This window comes from Streptomyces sp. NPDC088812 (assembly GCF_044750285.1).
Lineage (GTDB): Bacteria > Actinomycetota > Actinomycetes > Streptomycetales > Streptomycetaceae > Streptomyces.
On record NZ_JBIVJP010000004.1, the window covers coordinates 141,130 to 156,272 of the forward strand.

Here is a 15,143-nt window from a genome sequence, read left to right on the forward strand (position 1 = left end):
GTACGTCACACTCCTTGCGCCGCCGCACGGTAGCCTCGCCATCAACGTGGCTGCCCGGCCACCGCCGCCATGCCGGCCTGCACACCTGTCCGCTCTGCCCGGAGGTCCCGGTGACGACACGTGGAGTTCTGTACGTGCACTCCGCGCCGCGCGCGCTGTGCCCGCACGTCGAGTGGGCCGTCGCCGGGGTGCTCGGCACGCGCGTCAACCTCGACTGGATCCGGCAGCCGGCCGCGCCCGGCACCTGGCGCTCGGAGTTCTCCTGGCAGGGACAGGCGGGCACCGCCTCCAAGCTCGCCTCCGCGCTGCGCGGCTGGCACCTGCTGCGCTTCGAGGTCACCGCCGAGCCCTGCGCCACGGCCGAGGGCGAGCGCTACAGCTGCACCCCCGACCTCGGCATCTTCCACGCCGTCACCGGCATCCACGGCGACATCCTCATCCCCGAGGACCGTCTGCGCGCCGCCCTGCTGCGCTCCCAGCGCGACGAGACGGACCTGGAGGCGGAGATCGCCAAGCTCCTCGGCAAGCCCTGGGACGACGAGCTGGAGCCGTTCCGGTACGCCGGTGAGGGAGCGCCCGTCCGCTGGCTCCACCAGGTCGTCTGAGCCGTCGTCCGCCGTCGTCCGGGCCCCGCTCGGCACGAAGGCCCCCACCCGGACCGGGTGGGGGCCTTCACGCGCGTACAGGCGCTTCTCAGACCGTACGGAACGCCAGCACCACGTTGTGCCCGCCGAACCCGAACGAATCGTTGAGGGCGGCGATACGGCCCTCGACGGGCAGCTTGCGGGCCTCGCCGCGGACGATGTCCGCGGCGGCCTCGGCCTCCGGGTCGAGGTTCTCCACGTTGATGGTCGGCGGAGCCAGCCGGTGGTACAGCGCGAGGATCGCCGCGACGGACTCCACGCCGCCCGCGCCGCCCAGCAGGTGACCGGTCATCGACTTCGTGGCCGAGACCGCCATGTGGTCGGCGTCGTCGCCGAACACCTTGCGCAGCGCCTTCAGTTCGGCCACGTCACCGGCCGGCGTCGACGTCGCGTGCGCGTTGACGTGCACGATCTCCGCCGGGTCCAGGTCGGTGCGCTCCAGCAGGTTCTGGAGGGCGTGCGCGATGCCGCGGCCCTCCGGCTCCGGCTGCACGATGTCGTGGCTGTCGGCGGAGATGCCCTGGCCGACCGCCTCCGCGTACACCCGCGCCCCGCGCGCGGCGGCGTGCTCGGCGGACTCCAGGACGATCACACCGGCGCCCTCGCCCAGGACGAAGCCGTCGCGGGCGGTGTCGTAGGGACGCGAGGCGCCCTGCGGGTCGTCGTTGTTCTTGGACATCGCCATCATGTTGCCGAACGCGGCGATGGGCAGCGGGTGGATCGCCGCCTCCGTACCTCCGGCGACGACGATGTCGGCGCGGCCGGTGCGGATCATCTCGATGGCGTAGCCGATGGCCTCGGCGCCCGAGGCGCACGCGGAGACCGGCGTGTGCACGCCCGCGCGGGCGCCCACGAGCAGGCCCACGTTGGCGGACGGGCTGTTCGGCATCAGCATGGGGACGGTGTGCGGGGAGACGCGGCGGACGCCCTTCTCCTTCAGCACGTCGTACTGGTCCAGCAGGGTCGTCACACCGCCGATGCCGGAGGCGATGACCGCGCCGAGCCGGTCCGGGTCGACGGACGAGTCCTCGCCGGCCTTGCCCTCGAAGCCGGCGTCCTTCCACGCTTCCTGGGCCGCGATCAGCGCGAACTGCGCCGAGCGGTCCAGCTTGCGGGCCTGCGGCCGCGGGATGACCTCGGTGGGCTCCACGGCGACCGGGGCCGCGATCTTGACGGCCTGGTCGGCCGCCCAGTCCTGCTCCAGGGGCTTGACGCCGGACTTGCCGGCGATCAGGCCCTCCCAGGTAGAGGCTGCGTCGCCACCCAGCGGTGTGGTTGCGCCGATACCGGTGACGACCACGGTGCGATTGGTCGGGCTCACGGGAACTCTTTCTCCAACGATCGGGATTCAGCGGCGCCACCGCCGGGTGGCGGGGCCATTCGGCCCGAGGGCCGAGAGGTCACTCAGCCCTGGTGCGTGAGGATGTAGTTGGTCGCGTCGCCGACCGTCTTGAGGTTCTTGACGTCCTCGTCCGGGATCTTGACGTCGAAGCGCTCTTCGGCGGCGACGACGACCTCGACCATGGACAGGGAGTCGACGTCCAGGTCGTCGGTGAAGGACTTGTCCAGCTCGACGTCCTCGACCGGGATCCCGGCGATCTCGTTCACGATCTCGGCGAGACCGGCGACGATCTCCTTCTCAGTGGCGGCCATGTCGGCGCTCCTTCGTAGCTGTTCCAGAGGGTGTGGCGCCCACCGCGGCAGCGGCGGGGCCGGGGCATGTCGCGCACCGGACCACATGATCCGGTACGGAGTGCCTAGGGGAGGGTAACGACCGTCGCGGCGTACACGAGACCCGCCCCGAATCCGATGACGAGCGCGGTGTCGCCGCTCTTCGCCTCGCCGGTCGCCAGGAGCCGCTCCATCGCGAGCGGGATCGAGGCGGCCGAGGTGTTGCCGGTGGTGCGCACGTCACGGGCGACCGTGACCGACTCCGGCAGCTTGAGAGTCTTCACCATCGAGTCGATGATCCGCTCGTTGGCCTGGTGCGGGATGAAGACGTCCAGGTCGGCCGAGGTGATGCCGGCCGCGTCCAGCGCCTGCTGGGCGACCTTCGCCATCTCGAACACGGCCCAGCGGAAGACCGCCTGGCCCTCCTGGGTGATCGCGGGGAACTTGGCGACCTCGCCGTTGCGGTAGTCCGTCCACGGCACGGTCTGCTTGATGGTCTCCGACTTGTCGCCCTCGGAGCCCCAGATCGTCGGGCCGATCGCCGGCTCCTTGGCGGGGCCGACCACCACCGCGCCCGCACCGTCGCCGAACAGGAAGGCCGTCGAACGGTCCTCCAGATCGGTGAGGTCCGACAGCCGCTCCACGCCGATGACCAGCACGTACTCGGCGGACCCCTCGACGATCATGCCCTTGGCGAGGGTGAGGCCGTAGCCGAAGCCCGCGCAGCCGGCCGAGATGTCGAAGGCGGCGGCCTTGGCCGTGCCGAGCTTGTCGGCGATCTCGGTGGCGACGGCCGGCGTCTGCTTGAAGTGCGAGACGGTCGAGACGATCACCGCGCCGATCTGCTCGGCCGTGATCCCCGCGTCGGCGATCGCCTTGCCGGACGCCTCGACCGACATGGCGGCGACGGTCTCCTCGTCGTTCGCCCAGTGCCGGGTCTCGATGCCGGAGCGCGAGCGGATCCACTCGTCGGACGAGTCGATCGTCTCGAGGATCACCTCGTTGGGCACCACACGGGTGGGCCGGTAGCCGCCCACGCCGAGAATGCGCGCGTACGGGGCGCCCTTGCTGGGCTTGATCTTCGACATGATCGGCGACTCCTTGTCAGGCACGGTGCTCGGCGATGACCTCGCGGGCCGCGTCGAGATCGTCGGGGGTCTTCAGCGCCAGCGTCTTCACACCGGGCAGGGCGCGCTTGGCCAGACCGGTGAGGGTGCCGCCCGGGCACACCTCGATCAGCGCGGTGACGCCGAGCTCCTTGAAGGTCTCCATGCACAGGTCCCAGCGGACCGGGTTGGCGACCTGGCCGACGAGCCGGTCGAGGACCTCGGCGCCGGTGGCGACGGTCCGCCCGTCCTTGTTGGAGACGTAGGGGACCTTCGGGTCGGCGGGCGCGAGCTCCTTGGCCGCGGTGGCCAGCGTCTCGACGGCGGACGCCATGTGGTGGGTGTGGAAGGCGCCGGCGACCTTGAGCGGTACGACCTTGCGCACGCCCTCGGGCTTGTCCTCGGTCAGCGCGGCGAGCTGCTCCAGCGTGCCCGCGGCGACGATCTGCCCGGCGCCGTTGACGTTCGCGGGGGTCAGGCCCAGCTTCTCCAGGTGCGCCACGGAGACCTCGGGGTCACCGCCGAGCAGCGCCGACATGCCGGTCGCGGTGACGGCGGCGGCCTCGGCCATCGCCTTGCCCCGCGTGCGGACCAGGCGCAGCGCGGCGGTGTCGTCGAGCACGCCGGCGAAGGCGGCGGCGGTGATCTCGCCGACGCTGTGTCCCGCCACGGCGTCCGGGAGGACGTCACCGAGTGCCGCGGCGGACAGGAGCCCGGCGGCGACGAGCAGCGGCTGCGCCACCGCGGTGTCCCGGATGGCGTCCGCGTCGGCCTGCGTGCCGTAGTGGGCGAGGTCCAGTCCGATGGCGTCCGACCACGCGGCGACGCGGTCGGCGGCGCCGGGCAGTTCGAGCCAGGGGGTCAGGAAGCCGGGCGTCTGGGCGCCCTGGCCGGGAGCGACGAGTACGAGCACTCTCACACTCTCTCTTGAGGGCGGCCACGGCCGCCCGTGGGGACAAGGACGAAGAACGGCAGGGGGTTTTGTGGGGCCCCCACAAAACGCTAGGCCTGGGGATCTCCATCGACCAGACGCCCCAGGATCAGCGCGATGCGCAAGGTGAACGCCGAGCGTACATCCGAGGGCGACCAGCCGGTGACGTCAGTCACACGTCGAAGCCGGTAGCGCACGGTGTTCGGGTGGACGAAGAGCATCCTGGCCGCCCCCTCCAGACTGGACGCCTGTTCGAGATAGACGGAGAGCGTCTCCAGCAGCGCGGAGCCCGCCTCCTCCAGCGGTCTGTAGATCTCCTCCACCAACTGCTCGCGGGCGCTCGGGTCACCCGCGATGGCCCGCTCCGGAAGCAGGTCGTCCGCCAGGACCGGCCGCGGCGCGTCCTGCCAGGCCGAGCACGCCTTCAGCCCGGCCGCGGCCGCCTGCGCGGACCGGGTCGCGGCCAGCAGGTCGGGCACGACCGGCCCGGCGACGACCGGCCCGGCCGCGAACGGCCCGATCAGCGACTTGGCCACGGCGAGCGGATTGTCGCTGCCGCCCGCGATGACGACGAGCCGGGAGCCCAGCACGCCGGTCAGCACCTGGAGCTTGGCGTGGCGCGAGGCCCTGCGGATCGCCTCCACCGTCAGCTCGGAGTCCCCGTCCGGGGCGGTTCCGAGGACGACGCACACATGGTCCGGCGCGCTCCAGCCGAGCGCGGCGGCCCGGCTGACGGCGCCCTCGTCCGCCTCGCCGCTGAGGACGGCGTTGACGACGAGGGACTCCAGCCGGGCGTCCCAGGCACCGCGCGCCTCGGCGGCCTGCGCGTAGACCTGGGCGGTGGCGAAGGCGATCTCCCGGGCGTAGACGAGGAGCGCCTCCCGCAGCACGTTCTCGTCGCCCGGAGCGGCGACCTCGTCGATCGCGGACTCCATGACCTCGATGGTCGTCCGCACCATCTCCACGGTCTGCCGCAGGGTGATGGCCCGGGTCAGCTCCCGCGGTGCCGTGCCGAAGACGTCCGTGGAGATGGCCTGCGGCGCGTCGGGGCGCCGGAACCACTCGGTGAACGCGGCGATGCCCGCCTGGGCGACCAGCCCGATCCAGGAACGGTTCTCCGGGGGCATCGCCCGGTACCACGGCAGGGTCTCGTCCATCCGCGCGATCGCCTGGGCGGCGAGGCTGCCGGAGGACTTCTCCAGCCGCTTCAGGGTCGCGGAGTGCGGATGGGCGCGGTGCGCTGCGGCTTCTGGATGGCTGGCTTCGGGTTCGGGCACGGAGACAAGACTGCCTCATCGCCCCCCGCGCACGCGTGGCCGGGTCGAGGGTGGGGGCTCCGCGCACCGCGCGGCAGGTCTACCGTGGTCGGCGTGATGGACGTACGCCGCGCCGACGGGCGCTACCGCGGCGGGGACCCGGCGGCCGGGATCGAGACCCGTCACGCCTTCTCCTTCGGCCCGCACTACGACCCCGACAACCTCCGCTTCGGCGCGCTGATCGCCTGCAACGAGGAGCGCCTGGCGCCCGGCGCCGGCTTCGACGAGCATCCGCACAGTCACACCGAGATCGTGACCTGGGTGGTCGAGGGCGAGCTGACCCACCGGGACTCGGCCGGCCACGAGACGCGGGTCCGCCCCGGCGACGTGCAGCGGCTCAGCGCGGCGGCCGGCGTCCGGCACGTCGAACGCAACGACGGCTCCGCCCCCCTCACCTTCGTGCAGATGTGGCTGGCCCCCCTGGAGCCCGGCGGAGACCCCGCCTACGAGGTCGTGCGCGGCATCGCCGACCCCACCCCGTACGCCGTCCCCGCGGCGGGCGCGCTGCTGCACGTGCGGCGCCCGGCGGCGGGGGAGCGGACCGCCCTGCCCGACGCCGCGCACGTGTACGTCCACGTGGTGCGCGGCGCCGTGCGGATCGGACGGCACGAGCTGGGACCGGGGGACGCGGTGCGGGCGGTGGGGGAGAAGGGGCTGGAGCTGGAGGCGGGGGCGGCGGGCCCGGCGGAGGTGCTGGTGTGGGAGATGGCGGGGTGAGCGGGCAAGGTGCCTGTGTTTCTAACGGAGCCCGTCCACGAAGGCCCGCCAGGCGTCCGGGCCGATGAGCAGTGCGGGTCCGGTGGGGTTCTTGCTGTCACGGACGGGGACGGCGCCGGGGCGGTCGGCGGCGACCTCTACGCAGTCGCCGCCGTTGCTTCCGCTGTAGCTGGACTTACGCCACTGGGCGTTGCTCAGGTCGGAGCTGGTCTCCATAGCGTTCCTCCATCACGCGGGCGATCAGTGCCGCCGAGTCCTCGGGGGAGAGGGCTGAGGCCTGGAGCCGAGCGTAACCGACCGAGCGCTCCTTGATCACGGTCGGATCGGCCGTCATGTGCCCCCGGTCGTAGCCGTCCGCGTAGAACAGGTCGGGGTCGTCATCGAACCTCAGCAAGTTGAACGTGCCCATCATGCCTGTGTGTTGGCCCGTGGCAAACGGGAGGATCTGGACGTGCACCCAAGGGTCCTCCCGGAAGTTCGACAGGTGGGCGAGTTGCCGACGCATGACGTCACGTCCGCCGATCTCGAGCAGCAGTGCGGCTTCGCTCAGGACGACCCAGAGGGCGGGCGGTTGATCGCGGTGGAGGATGCGCTGGCGCTCCATCCGGGCCGCCACCATCTCGTCAGGCGCGCTGTGCCGGTCCACGCTGAGGACGGCCCGCGCGTACTCCTCCGTCTGCAACAGCCCGTACACCAACTGCGCCTGGTACGTGGAGATGTACGCCGCCTTCGCCTCCATCTCCGCGTACGGCTGGAACCAGGTGGGCAGCTGGCTGCGCAGCACGAGGCCGATCAGCCGGGAGAAGACCCCGTCCGTGCCGAGGGCCGCGTCCACCCGCTCGGAGAAGTCGCGGGTGGGGATCTTCCTCGTGGTCTCGATCTGGCAGATCAGTGAGCCCGTGCAGAAGATGATCTCGCCGAGCTGGCTCTGGCTGAGGCCGTGCGCCTCGCGCTGGCGGCGCAGTTCCCAGCCGTAGTAGTCGAGCGGGGAAGCGCTGGGGTCGAGCGTCTGGATGTTGGCCACTGCGGTGCCTCCGGCTCTGCAACGCCTCGCGGCGTTCATTCCGACTGGCGACCGAGCGTAATCGGTCCGTCGCACTGTGGTGGCGTGAATCACGCAACTGGTCCGCGGGCGACGGACTTCAGGAAGGAGACCGCGCGCCCGCGCGGTGAGCGGGCTCACTCCTCCGAGCTGGGCTCCTCCGCGTTGCGCCAGACCGTGATGTCGACGGAGACGTAGTCGCTGGGGTCGGTCTCCGGTGCGGTGCCCTGGTAGGTGACGAGGGCGATGTGGCCGGAGGGGGTGTGCACGCACATCTGGGACCCCTTGGAGAGCTGGGTGAGCTCGACCTCCTTGGTGTACCGGGTCTCGCTCCGGCAGGTGGCGAGCGATCCCTTCTGCGCGTTGTTCAGCAGGACGACCTTCTCGCCGTAGCTGCCCAGCGCGGGATTGTTGTCCCAGCCGCCCGCGTCGTAGTAGTAGAGGTCGGCCGCCTCCTCGTACACGGGGCTGCTGCCGTCGGGAGCCTCGACCGGCTTCGGCGGCGCGTCCGCGAACCGGACGTAGTAGCTCTCGGGGATGTTGATGCCCTTGTAGGTGACCGGCGTGGGATCGGGCGTGGTCGGCTCGGCGCTCGTGGAGCTGCCGCCGCTCGTGCTCCCGGAGGAGGAGCTGCTGCCGGAGGAGGAGCTGCTGCCGGAGTCGTCCGACGAGTCGTCGAGACTGTCGAGGAACGACGCGCAGCTGCCCAGCCAGAACAGCCCGGCCACCACCGCGACCCCGATCCCGATCCATTTCCCGGCCTTGTTCCGGGGCGGCGGAACGGGGTGCGGCCGCCAGCCGGGCTGCTGGACGCCGGGCTGCTGGCCGAAGGGCTGCTGGCCGAAGGGCGGCCGGGGTCCGGCCGGCGCCCCGTACTGGGGCTGGAAAGGCGGCTGGAACGGCTGCTGGTACGGAGTCTGCTGCGGGGGCGGGGCGGCGGGCGGTCCGTACGAGGGCGTCGGCGGGACGTGCGTGGCCGCCGCCGTGGGGGCCGCGTAGGTCGGCGGCGGCGGGGTCACGTCGGGCCGGGTGACCGGCGCCGTCGGCGCGGGGGCGGCCGGGGCGGCCGTCGGGGCCGCGGCGAGCGCGGCCGACGCCGACACCCGCTGGGTGATGTCCGCGGCGATCGCCGCCGGCAGCCATGACCCGGACTGGCGCAGCGGGGTCGGCGACGCCTCCTGGCACAGGGTGATGATTTCGGCGGGGGAGGGCCGCTCGGCCGGGTCCTTGGCCAGGCAGCGCGCGATGAACCCCAGCTGCTCGGGCAGCCCGGTCAGGTCGGGCTCCTCGTGGACGATCCGGTACAGCACCGCGTGCGAGGGTCCGTCTCCGTACGCGCCGGTGCCGCGCGCCGCGAACGCGGCCACCTGGCCGAGCGCGAAGACGTCGGAGGCGGGGGTGACCGGCTTGCCGGAGGCCTGCTCCGGCGACATGAAGGCCGGGGTGCCGACGGAGACGCCGGTGCCGGTCAGCGCCGTGGCGTCGGCGGCCCGCGCGATGCCGAAGTCGATGACGCGCGGACCGTCGGAGGCGAGCAGCACGTTGGACGGCTTGAGGTCGCGGTGGACGACGCCCGCGCCGTGGATCACCGACAGCGCCTCGGCCATGCCCGCGAGCAGCAGCAGCACCGACGGCACCGGCAGCGGCCCATGCTCGGCGACGGCCGAGGCCAGCGAGGGGCCGGCCACGTAGGCGACGGCCAGCCAGGGCTGGGCCCCCTCGGTGTCGTAGTCGATGACCGGCGCGGTGTAGAGGCCCTGCACGCGCTGGGCGGCCGCGACCTCCTGCCGGAACCGGCGGCGGAACTCGGGGTCCTCGCTCAGCTCCGGCCGGATCGTCTTCAGGGCGATGGGGTGCCCGCCGGGCGTGTACGACAGGTACACCGTGCCCATGCCGCCCGAACCGAGCCGTGCCGCGAGGCGGTAGCTCGCCACGCCGGCCGGATCGCCGCTCTCCAACGGACGGAACTGCGCGTCCTGTTGTGCCCCTGCCATCGCTCTCCCCCGAGATTCGAACGGATGCCGTGCAGAGGGAGGGTAGCCGAGACGATCAACGTACCGGGCCGGAGCCCTCGACCTCCGCGAGGACGGCGTCCGTGAAGGCGGGCCACACCTCGGCCGCCCACGGCCCGAACGCCCGGTCCGTCAGCGCGACGGCGGCGACCCGGGCGTCGGGGTCGATCCACAGGAACGTCCCGGACTGCCCGAAGTGCCCGAACGTCCGCGGCGAGGACGATGCCCCCGTCCAGTGCGGCGACTTGGAGTCCCGGATCTCGAAGCCGAGCCCCCAGTCGTTGGGGTTCTGGTGCCCGTACCCCGGCAGCACGCCCTTGGTGCCCGGGTACTGCACGGTCATCGCCTCGGCGACCGTGCGCGGGTCGAGCAGCCGCGGCGCCTGCACCTCCGCCGCGAACCGCAGCAGGTCCTCCACCGTGGACACCCCGTCCTTGGCGGGGGAGCCCTCCAGGGAGGTCGCCGTCATGCCGAGCGGCTCCAGCACGGCCTGCCGCAGGTACTCCGCGAACGGGATGTCCGTCGCCTTCGTGAGGTGGTCCCCGAGCTGCTCGAACCCGGCGTTGGAGTACAGCCGCCGCTCCCCGGGCGGGGCCGTCGTGCGGTGCTCGTCGAAGGCGAGCCCCGAGGTGTGCGCGAGCAGGTGGCGGACCGTCGCCCCGGCCGGGCCGGCCGGTTCGTCCAGCTCGACGGCCCCCTCCTCGTACGCGACGAGCACGGCGTACGCGGCGAGCGGCTTGGTGACCGAGGCCAGCGGGAAACGCTGTCCGACCGGGCCGTGGACGCCCAGGACGGTACCGTCGGCCCGTACGACACCCGCCGCGGCGGAGGGAACCGGCCAGTTCTCGATCAGCGCGAGGCTCTTCAGCGACATGGCCATGAGCCTACCTTCGGACTTTGTGCCGTATTCGCTTGCTTGGAGTGCGCTCCAAGGTCATAGCGTGGAGCCCATGACGGTGTTGCAGACCACGCCCGTGACCACCGAACAAGCCCCCGCCGACGTCTGCTCCGCCCCGCCACGGCGGCATCCCCGCCCCGACGGGCAGGACAGCTACACGATCAGCGAGGTGGTCGCCTTCACCGGCCTGACGGCGCACACCCTGCGCTGGTACGAGCGGATCGGGCTGATGGCCCACGTCGACCGCTCGCACACCGGCCAGCGCCGCTACAGCAACCGCGACCTCGACTGGCTCGATCTCGTCGGCAAGCTCCGGCTGACCGGCATGCCGGTCGCCGACATGGTCCGGTACGCCGAGCTGGTCCGCGCGGGCGACGGCACGTACGGCGAGCGGTACGCACTGCTGGAGGCGACCCGGCGGGACGTCCAGGCCAGGATCGCCGAGCTCCAGGACACGCTCGCCGTGCTCGACCGGAAGATCACGTTCTATGCGGACGCCCGGCGCGTCCACGCCTTCGAAGCGGAGAGGACCCGATGACCGACAGCAGGATCCCGACGGTACGGCTCGGCGACGGCGGCCCGCCGGTGGGCGTCCAGGGCCTCGGCTGCATGGGCATGAGCTTCGCCTACGGCCCCTCCGACGCCGAGGAGTCCCGGGCGGCCCTGGAGCGCGCGCTGGAGCTGGGCGTCACCCTCTACGACACGGCGGACGCGTACGGCGCCGGCGAGAACGAGCGCTTCCTGTCCCCGTTCTTCCGGGCGCACCGCGACGAGGTGGTCATCGCCACCAAGTTCGCCCTGTCCATCCCGCCGGACGACCCGACCCGGCGCGTCATCCGCAACGACCGCCCCTACGTCCGCCAGGCCGTCGAGGCGAGCCTGCGACGCCTGGACGTCGACGTCATCGACCTCTACTACATGCACCGGCGCGATGTGAACGTGCCGATCGAGGAAACGGTCGGCGTGATGGCCGAGCTGGTGCGCGAGGGCAAGGTCAAGCACCTCGGCCTGAGCGAGGTCACCGCCGCCGAACTGCGCGCGGCGCAGGCGGTCCACCCGATCGCCGCCGTGCAGTCGGAGTGGTCGCTGTTCAGCCGGGACATCGAGGACCGTGTGGTGCCGGCCGCCCGTGACCTGGGCGTCGCCCTCGTGCCGTACTCCCCGCTCGGCCGCGGCTTCCTCACCGGTTCCTTCGCCGACGCCGAGCAGGACCTGACCCCCGACGACTTCCGCCGGCAGCAGCCCCGCTTCACCGGCGCCAACGCGGCCGCGAACGCGGCCCTGCTGGAGCCGCTGCGCGCGCTGGCCGCGGCCCACGGCGCGACCCCGGCCCAGATCGCCCTGGCCTGGGTCCAGCACCGCGCCGACGTGCACGGCCTCCCGGTCGTCCCGATACCGGGCACCCGCAGGCCGGGACGGGTGGAGGAGAACGCGGGGGCGGTGGGCATCCGGCTGACGGAGGAGGAACTGGCGCAGCTGGAGCCCCTCGCGGGGAAGGTGGCGGGCGACCGCTACGCGGACATGACGTTCACCTCCGCGGGACGCGAGTGACCACGGCTCCGGAGCTGCCGGCTCCGGAGCCACGGGGGCCGCGGACTACGGCTCCGGGGTTGTCGGCTCCGGGGCCAGGGCCGCGGACTACGGCTCCCGGGGTTGTCGGCTCCGGGGCCAGGGCCGCGGACTACGGCTCCGGGGTTGTCGGCTCCGGGGCCAGGGCCGCGGACTACGGCTCCCGGGGTTGCCGGCTCCGGGGCCAGGGCCGCGGACTACAGCTCCGCCAGCAGCTCGGCCTTCTTCACGGAGAACTCCTCGTCGGTGACCAGCCCGGCCCGGTGCAGCTCCCCGAGGTGCCGGATCCGGTCGGCGACGTCCGCGGGGTCCCGGCGGCGGCCGTCCTGGCGCGGCACGGCCGCCGCCGGGACCACCGCCGGCGCCCCGCGCGAACGGACCGCCGCCAGGACGGCCGCCGCGAACGGCAACGACTCGTGCACCGAGCCGTACCCCAGCCCGAACACGACGGCCCCCGGGTCCTGGTCCGCCTGCATGGGCGCCTCCTCGCCCCGGAACAGCCGCAGATGCCCCTCGAAGACCTCCGGCGAGCGCCACTCCACCCCGTTCAGCCCGGACACCGGGAAGCTCTGGTCGCCTGCCTTCCACTTCGCCGAGGACGCCCCCGTCCACGACCACCGGAAGTGCACGGTGCGCCCGTCGAAGGACGCCTTCGCGTCGTACGCCTTGAACGACAGCGGGACGGCGGGCGCGGCCACCAGGAACCGCTCCGCCGCCGGCCCGGACTCCGTCATCCGCGCCCGCAGCTCGTCGCGGTAGTACTCCGCGAGCGTCTCCCGCTCGGCGGGCAGCACCAGCCGGTACGGGTCGCTCGCCTCCTGGAGCTGCCCCGCCGCCGCCTCGGTCAGCGGATCGGCTCCGGCCCGCGGCTCGATCCGCAGCACCACGGTCCCCCGCCTGCCCGGTTCGAGCGTCACACCGGCGATCGCCGCCAGGGGGATCCGGCGCTCCCCGAGCACCGAGAACAGTTTGGGCGTGCGCAGGCCCCGTTCGTAGCGGATGAGGACGGAATCGGACTCGAACTCCCAGGCGGCATGAAATCCGGCCAGTACGTCACCCATGCGGCTCATCGTATGCGGCGCGCAGTCATCCGTCGCCACCCCGCGCACACCGCAATTCCTGCGCCTCTACGCGCGTCCGCCCGCCGTGGTGCCGGACAAACCGGCCCGGCAGACGTCGTCCCCGTCGGCGCAGCGCACCGAAAGGTACGCGCCGGTGCCGATGCCGGCGAAGTTGCGCAGGCTGTCCGTGCCGGGCTCGAAGTAGCCGCCGTGCCCGTCGGCGTTCCGCGCCGACAGCACCCGCGCGCCGAACGCGGCCGACACCGGGTCCGCGCCGTGCCCGAGGCCGCCGAGCTCCAGGTAGGGCACGTCCCGGACCCAGTCGTCGGCGTCCCGCATCGCCCACACCCGGGCGGAGGTGCGCAACTGGGCGGCCGTCTCCACCCGCATGCCGGGGCTGCCGGCCACCGCTATGTCCGTCACCCGTCGCGGCAGCGCGGGTGCGGCGACCCCGCACACCACCGAGCCGTAGCTGTGGCAGAACAACGAGACGGGCGCCCCGCCGGGCAGCGCGCGCAGCAGCGCGGCGAGCCGTACGGCGCCGTACTCGGCCCGCATGGCGGTGGCCGAGTCGATGCCGAGGCCGGCGGGGGAGGTGTAGTCGGCCCAGGCGATCACGGCCGTCCGCGTCGCGGGGCTCACCGCGTGCTCGGCGCGGTACAGGGCCTGGGCCATGCCGACGGGCGCGGAGTACCGGCGGTAGGTGCGCTGGAAGGTGAGCAGTGCGGTGTCGACACCGGGGACGACGACGGAGATCCGCTCGGCCCGGCCGAGGTCGCCGAAGACCTCGGCGGCCCGGCCGGCCCCCTCCGGGTCGAAGGCGAGGATCTCGCGGTCGGGGCTGCTCATCGCCTCGAAACGGTGCAGGCGCCGGCCGGCCTCGTGCTGTCCGGCGGGCGAGAGCCGGCTGTCGTGCACCCGGGCGCGCTCGATCCGCGCCTGTGCGCGCAGCGCGATGCGGTTGGCGCGGTAGCGCAGCTCGAGGGGGGCGCCGTTCATGTTGCCGACCGCGAGCGGGTAGCGGCGGGCGAGCGCGGTCCGCTGCGGTGCGGTGAGCGAGGCGAAGAACCGGGCGAGCCGGTCGGGCGCGGTGTGCGGGTCCGGCAGCCGCCGTCCGCCGATCCGGCCGTCCTCCCAGGCCGCGAGCGAGGCGCGCAGGGCGCCGGTCTCCCGGCTCTGCCGCACGGCGGTCCAGCCGGTCGTCGCCAGCATCAGGAACACCACGGCCAGCGCGAGGAGCGCGCGCCACAGGTTCAGCTGTGGGGAGGTGTCGAAGGAAGTCACTGAAAGGACACACTAGGAGAACGGGAAGGTCTCGAGAGGCGTCAGTGACGGGGATCACGTTTCGGTAGGCGTGTCGATGGTCATAACCACCCTCAGGGCCCGCGCACGGCCGTCGTTCACACCGTGCGCCAGCTGCCCAGCAGGGCCGGTCCCACCTGGTCGAGGTACCGCGCGGTCAGCGCGCGGATGCCGTCCACACTGAAGTCCTCGCCCAGGCTCCACCGCCGCTCCGTCACCCGCATCACCCCGCCGAAGACGGCCACCGCCACCCGCGGCCGCGGGTCGGCGTCCACGTCGAGCCCCTCCCGCTCGGCGAGCACCCGCGCGATCGCCTCCTCGATCTCCGCCGAGCGCCGCAGATGGGCGGCGAGCAGGACCGGGGTCGACTCGATCACCCGGTACATGCGCAGGTACAGCTCGACCGACGCGACGGACTCGATGACCTCGTGGATCGAGTACCAGCCGTTCAGCACGGCCTGGCGCAGCGCCTCCATCGGGGGCTCGTGGCGCGGGCGGGCGCGCACCTCCTCCACGAAGCGCCGCACCGTCATCTCGGTGAGGGCGAGCGCGGCCTCCTCCTTGCCGGCGAAGTAGCGGAAGAAGGTGCGCTGCGAGACGTCGACGGCGCCGGCGATCTCGTCGACGGTGGTCCGCTCGTACCCCTGTGTGGTGAACAGTTCGAGGGCGGCCCGCAGCAGCGCGTCATGGGTGCGCCGCTTCTTGCGCTCGCGCAGGCCGATCGCCGCCGACGTCTCCACCACGAGCATGTCTTCCTTCCGTACGCCCCCGTCCGTCCGGTCTTTCCGGTCCGGCCGGCGCGAGCGAGGGGCGGGTGACGTGACAGTTACCGACTTGTGAATTGGTTTGTCAACTGTCAGTGGCTGTCACTAGC

At 72.7% G+C, this 15,143-nt stretch carries 16 protein-coding genes; 4 read left to right on the forward strand and 12 right to left on the reverse strand.

What is annotated here, in order from left to right:
• Positions 1-110: 110 nt before the first annotated feature.
• Positions 111-605, forward strand: a complete 495-nt coding sequence (locus ACIP67_RS08945; RefSeq protein ID WP_385062201.1) for a DUF3145 domain-containing protein — start codon at positions 111-113, stop codon at positions 603-605.
• Between the two features lie 88 nt (positions 606-693).
• On the opposite strand, the gene fabF is transcribed toward ACIP67_RS08945, so the two are convergent.
• From fabF to fasR, 5 genes are all read right to left on the reverse strand, one after another.
• Positions 694-1,965: a beta-ketoacyl-ACP synthase II gene (gene fabF / locus ACIP67_RS08950; protein WP_401689616.1), complete on the reverse strand. Its 1,272-nt coding sequence runs from the start codon at positions 1,963-1,965 to the stop codon at positions 694-696.
• An 83-nt stretch (positions 1,966-2,048) separates the two neighbouring features.
• Positions 2,049-2,297, reverse strand: a complete 249-nt coding sequence (locus ACIP67_RS08955; protein ID WP_385062198.1) for an acyl carrier protein — start codon at positions 2,295-2,297, stop codon at positions 2,049-2,051.
• A 104-nt stretch (positions 2,298-2,401) separates the two neighbouring features.
• Positions 2,402-3,403, reverse strand: coding sequence for a ketoacyl-ACP synthase III (locus ACIP67_RS08960; protein ID WP_401689619.1), 1,002 nt, complete (start codon positions 3,401-3,403; stop codon positions 2,402-2,404).
• Positions 3,404-3,419: 16 nt separating this feature from the next.
• Complete coding sequence (locus ACIP67_RS08965) at positions 3,420-4,334, reverse strand: ACP S-malonyltransferase (RefSeq protein ID WP_401689622.1); 915 nt, start codon at positions 4,332-4,334, stop codon at positions 3,420-3,422.
• Positions 4,335-4,423: 89 nt separating this feature from the next.
• On the reverse strand, positions 4,424-5,629 hold the full coding sequence (fasR, locus tag ACIP67_RS08970) for a fatty acid biosynthesis transcriptional regulator FasR (RefSeq protein ID WP_401689625.1): 1,206 nt from the start codon (positions 5,627-5,629) through the stop codon (positions 4,424-4,426).
• Between the two features lie 96 nt (positions 5,630-5,725).
• Here fasR and ACIP67_RS08975 point away from each other — a divergent pair, with 96 nt between their 5' ends.
• Complete coding sequence (locus ACIP67_RS08975; protein ID WP_401690295.1) at positions 5,726-6,385, forward strand: pirin family protein; 660 nt, start codon at positions 5,726-5,728, stop codon at positions 6,383-6,385.
• Positions 6,386-6,406: 21 nt separating this feature from the next.
• On the opposite strand, the gene ACIP67_RS08980 is transcribed toward ACIP67_RS08975, so the two are convergent.
• From ACIP67_RS08980 to ACIP67_RS08995, 4 genes are all read right to left on the reverse strand, one after another.
• The gene (locus ACIP67_RS08980) at positions 6,407-6,601 is read right to left on the reverse strand and encodes a DUF397 domain-containing protein (RefSeq protein ID WP_401689628.1); all 195 of its coding nucleotides are present in this window, start codon (positions 6,599-6,601) and stop codon (positions 6,407-6,409) included.
• The gene (locus ACIP67_RS08985; protein WP_401689631.1) at positions 6,561-7,409 is read right to left on the reverse strand and encodes a Scr1 family TA system antitoxin-like transcriptional regulator; all 849 of its coding nucleotides are present in this window, start codon (positions 7,407-7,409) and stop codon (positions 6,561-6,563) included. The genes ACIP67_RS08980 and ACIP67_RS08985 overlap by 41 nt, the downstream gene beginning before the upstream one ends.
• A 155-nt stretch (positions 7,410-7,564) precedes the next feature.
• On the reverse strand, positions 7,565-9,421 hold the full coding sequence (locus tag ACIP67_RS08990; RefSeq protein ID WP_401689634.1) for a serine/threonine-protein kinase: 1,857 nt from the start codon (positions 9,419-9,421) through the stop codon (positions 7,565-7,567).
• Positions 9,422-9,476: 55 nt separating this feature from the next.
• A complete protein-coding gene (locus ACIP67_RS08995; protein WP_401689636.1) occupies positions 9,477-10,313 on the reverse strand; it encodes a serine hydrolase domain-containing protein in 837 nt (278 codons plus the stop codon).
• Positions 10,314-10,389: 76 nt separating this feature from the next.
• Here ACIP67_RS08995 and ACIP67_RS09000 point away from each other — a divergent pair, with 76 nt between their 5' ends.
• The gene (locus ACIP67_RS09000; RefSeq protein WP_401689639.1) at positions 10,390-10,875 is read left to right on the forward strand and encodes a MerR family transcriptional regulator; all 486 of its coding nucleotides are present in this window, start codon (positions 10,390-10,392) and stop codon (positions 10,873-10,875) included.
• Positions 10,872-11,888, forward strand: a complete 1,017-nt coding sequence (locus tag ACIP67_RS09005; protein WP_401689642.1) for an aldo/keto reductase — start codon at positions 10,872-10,874, stop codon at positions 11,886-11,888. The genes ACIP67_RS09000 and ACIP67_RS09005 overlap by 4 nt, the downstream gene beginning before the upstream one ends.
• Positions 11,889-12,103: 215 nt before the next feature.
• Here the strand turns inward: ACIP67_RS09005 and ACIP67_RS09010 are convergent, their stop codons facing one another.
• The 3 genes from ACIP67_RS09010 to ACIP67_RS09020 form a co-directional block, all read right to left on the reverse strand.
• Positions 12,104-12,976: a DUF4429 domain-containing protein gene (locus ACIP67_RS09010; protein WP_401689645.1), complete on the reverse strand. Its 873-nt coding sequence runs from the start codon at positions 12,974-12,976 to the stop codon at positions 12,104-12,106.
• Between the two features lie 57 nt (positions 12,977-13,033).
• Positions 13,034-14,251, reverse strand: a complete 1,218-nt coding sequence (locus tag ACIP67_RS09015; RefSeq protein WP_401689648.1) for an alpha/beta hydrolase — start codon at positions 14,249-14,251, stop codon at positions 13,034-13,036.
• A gap of 116 nt (positions 14,252-14,367) precedes the next feature.
• Entirely contained in the window at positions 14,368-15,018 is a 651-nt protein-coding gene (locus ACIP67_RS09020) for a TetR family transcriptional regulator (RefSeq protein WP_401689651.1), read from the reverse strand.
• Positions 15,019-15,143 lie beyond the last annotated feature (125 nt).